Origin of the sequence: uncultured Sphingomonas sp. (assembly GCF_964243315.1) — a bacterium.
GTDB lineage: Bacteria > Pseudomonadota > Alphaproteobacteria > Sphingomonadales > Sphingomonadaceae > Sphingomonas.
Genome location: NZ_CAXTEM010000121.1, coordinates 1 through 2,377, shown reverse-complemented (window position 1 = coordinate 2,377; position 2,377 = coordinate 1). Strand labels below are relative to the sequence as shown.

4 protein-coding genes are annotated in these 2,377 nt (G+C 63.4%); all 4 read left to right on the top strand.

The window, feature by feature from the left end; translation table 11 throughout:
* Positions 1-2 precede the first annotated feature (2 nt).
* The 4 genes from rplU (at position 3) to ACFE77_RS16400 (ending at position 2,048) form a co-directional block, all read left to right on the top strand.
* On the top strand, positions 3-341 hold the full coding sequence (gene rplU / locus ACFE77_RS16415) for a 50S ribosomal protein L21 (protein ID WP_375422717.1): 339 nt from the start codon (positions 3-5) through the stop codon (positions 339-341).
* A 13-nt stretch (positions 342-354) separates the two neighbouring features.
* Positions 355-621, top strand: coding sequence for a 50S ribosomal protein L27 (gene rpmA, locus ACFE77_RS16410; RefSeq protein WP_375422716.1), 267 nt, complete (start codon positions 355-357; stop codon positions 619-621).
* 179 nt (positions 622-800) lie between these two features.
* The gene (locus ACFE77_RS16405; RefSeq protein WP_375422715.1) at positions 801-1,334 is read left to right on the top strand and encodes a GNAT family N-acetyltransferase; all 534 of its coding nucleotides are present in this window, start codon (positions 801-803) and stop codon (positions 1,332-1,334) included.
* Between the two features lie 315 nt (positions 1,335-1,649).
* Positions 1,650-2,048 (top strand): hypothetical protein, encoded by a 399-nt coding sequence (locus tag ACFE77_RS16400; RefSeq protein ID WP_375422714.1) that lies wholly within the window; start codon positions 1,650-1,652, stop codon positions 2,046-2,048.
* Positions 2,049-2,377: the final 329 nt, after the last annotated feature.

The window sequence follows — 2,377 nt, the reverse complement described above, 5'->3', positions numbered from 1 at the left end:
TCGTGCGCACGGGCGGCAAGCAGTATCGCGTCGCCGCCGGAGACAAGATCGTCGTCGAGAAAATCGACGGCGAAGCAGGAGCGTCGGTGACGCTCGGCGACGTCCTGCTCGCGGGCGAAGGCTCCGAGCTTCGTTCGGTCGACGGGTTCACCGTCGCCGCCGAGATCATCGCTCAGGCGAAGGCTGACAAGGTCATCGTCTTCAAGAAGCGTCGCCGCCACAATTATCGTCGCAAGAACGGCCATCGCCAGCAGCACACGATCCTGAAGATCGTGAGCCTCGGCGGCCCGACCGCGCAGTCGAAGTCCTCCGAGGGCGAAGCCCCGGCGGCCCAGGCGTAAGGAGTAGTTTCAGATGGCACATAAGAAAGCAGGCGGCTCCTCGCGCAACGGTCGCGACTCGGCCGGTCGCCGTCTCGGCGTGAAGAAGTTCGGTGGCCAGGAGTGCGTCGCCGGCAACATCCTCGTTCGTCAGCGCGGGACCAAATTCTATCCGGGTCGCAACGTGGGTATCGGCACCGACCATACCCTGTTCGCGCTCGTCGACGGCCGCGTGACCTTCGCGGTCGGCAAACTCGGCCGCAAATTCTGCTCGGTCGAGATGCCGATTGCGGCCGAATAACATCGGGTAACCAGCCGGGTTGCCCACCAGGGTGACCCGGGTTCCGGCAGCGGAACCGAACCAACAAGGGAGGCGGGTCACCCCGGCTCCCTTTTTTATTGCTCCCTCGACCTCCACTGTCTCGGGCTCGTCATGGTGACGTGCCACCGCAGCGGAGCGATCATGCGAGGAGAGCGCCGATGTTCGCCCGGACGAGAAGACTAACGTTACGGCCCCGCTGGCCAGAGGATGCCACCGGCTTGGCGGCGATCGAGCATGACGACAGCGTGATGCCATATGCGCGTGCGCTTTCGTCGATCAGCGAAGCGCAAGGGGCGATTGCGTCGTTCGACACCGGCCGCGACGTAGAGTTCGTGATCTGCGCCCACGAGGGCGGCATCCCGCGCCTGATCGGGTCGATCGCGCTCGTGTCGCAGATCGATGCGCATGAGCTCTGTTTCTGGTTGACGTCGGACGTTTGGGGCCGCGGCTATGCGACCGAAGCCGGCAACGCGGTCATCGCCATCGCTCGGCATGCGCTGCCGATCCGTAGACTGACTGCCGCCTGCCCGTCCGACAATGCGGCGTCCGCCAGGGTACTGCGCAAGCTCGGTTTCCGCGGACCCGAACGGCGCGATTTCGGGCCGTCCCAGGCTCGCGGTCGGACGACCGATCGGATGATGATGGAACTCGACGTCGACGACCAACGAACGCCGATGCCGATGGCGGCGTGAGTAGCTGAGGACGATGGCCGTGGCGCTGCCCCGCGTCGGTTAGCCCGCGGTCGTTCCTCGATGCCGAGCACCTCATTGTGAGGGGTCGCCGATCATCGCGGTCGACGCCATCCTCGCGACCAGCGGGGATCAAGGGGAAGGTGTTCAAACCATTGGCCATCGGGCGCCTCGGCAGCATCTTGCCCGCTGCTCGATCGTCTCGAGTAATCCTGCCCACCTACCCGCGCGCGACCCGTCACCTTGCGTCGTCTTGCTGACCCTCCTGAGCTGGTGGGTGCCGGCTGGCCTACAAGATCGTTCGCTAGCGGAGGTCTGGTGGATATGCTCTGGTGCCTGATGCGCAATTCAAAAGATGCGGTCTTGATCGCCGCCACACTGGCAGTCATGACTTTGCTCACTGGCTGCGGGCGGCCCTTCCTTGTTAGCGACAGGCTAAAAGAGGTCCGAGTGGAGGCTCAGACGCTGATGAAGACGCACGCGCCCGCGTCGGCCAGCAGCTTTCAAATAGTCCCGAAGCGACAATGGCCGGCGGCTATCAAGAGGCTCGAGCCGACGACGGTGACGGTTTACCCTTGGGGCGTCGACATCAAACGCGACGCAATCCCTTATGGCAGCTACGGCTACCAAGTGCCGCGGAGCAAAGCGGTCCTTCCCCGGCCCGCCGATTGCTACACGGAGCGAAGCCCAGGTGTCTTCTGGCATGATCCCTGCTGAACGGTCAGCTTGAAAGTGGCGCGTGTTCTAACGCCGATTGAGGTGATCCTCCGTCGCCAAATCAGAATATGCGAGAGAAAGGCTGTTCGAGCGAGATCGAGCTGCGACTCCGCTCGCGTGTCTCGTCGTGTTCGCCCGGTGGACCCTAAGGCCGAGGGATCCGCGCGGACGTAGACAAAGAACTGAGGAATGTCGCGGAGGTCGAGCTTTCCCAACGGACGTTCGCCAGATCACCGATCAGCGAAAAGTCTCGACGATCTCAGCGAGATAGGGATGGTGGACAGGGCTGGATTCGAACCAGCGTACGCTTGCACGGGCAGATTTACAGT

Coding starts and splice junctions, on each gene's coding strand:
- rpmA (WP_375422716.1), top strand. CDS start 355: ATGGCACATAAGAAAGCAGGCGGCTCCTCGCGCAACGGTCGCGACTCG.
- ACFE77_RS16405 (WP_375422715.1), top strand. CDS start 801: ATGTTCGCCCGGACGAGAAGACTAACGTTACGGCCCCGCTGGCCAGAG.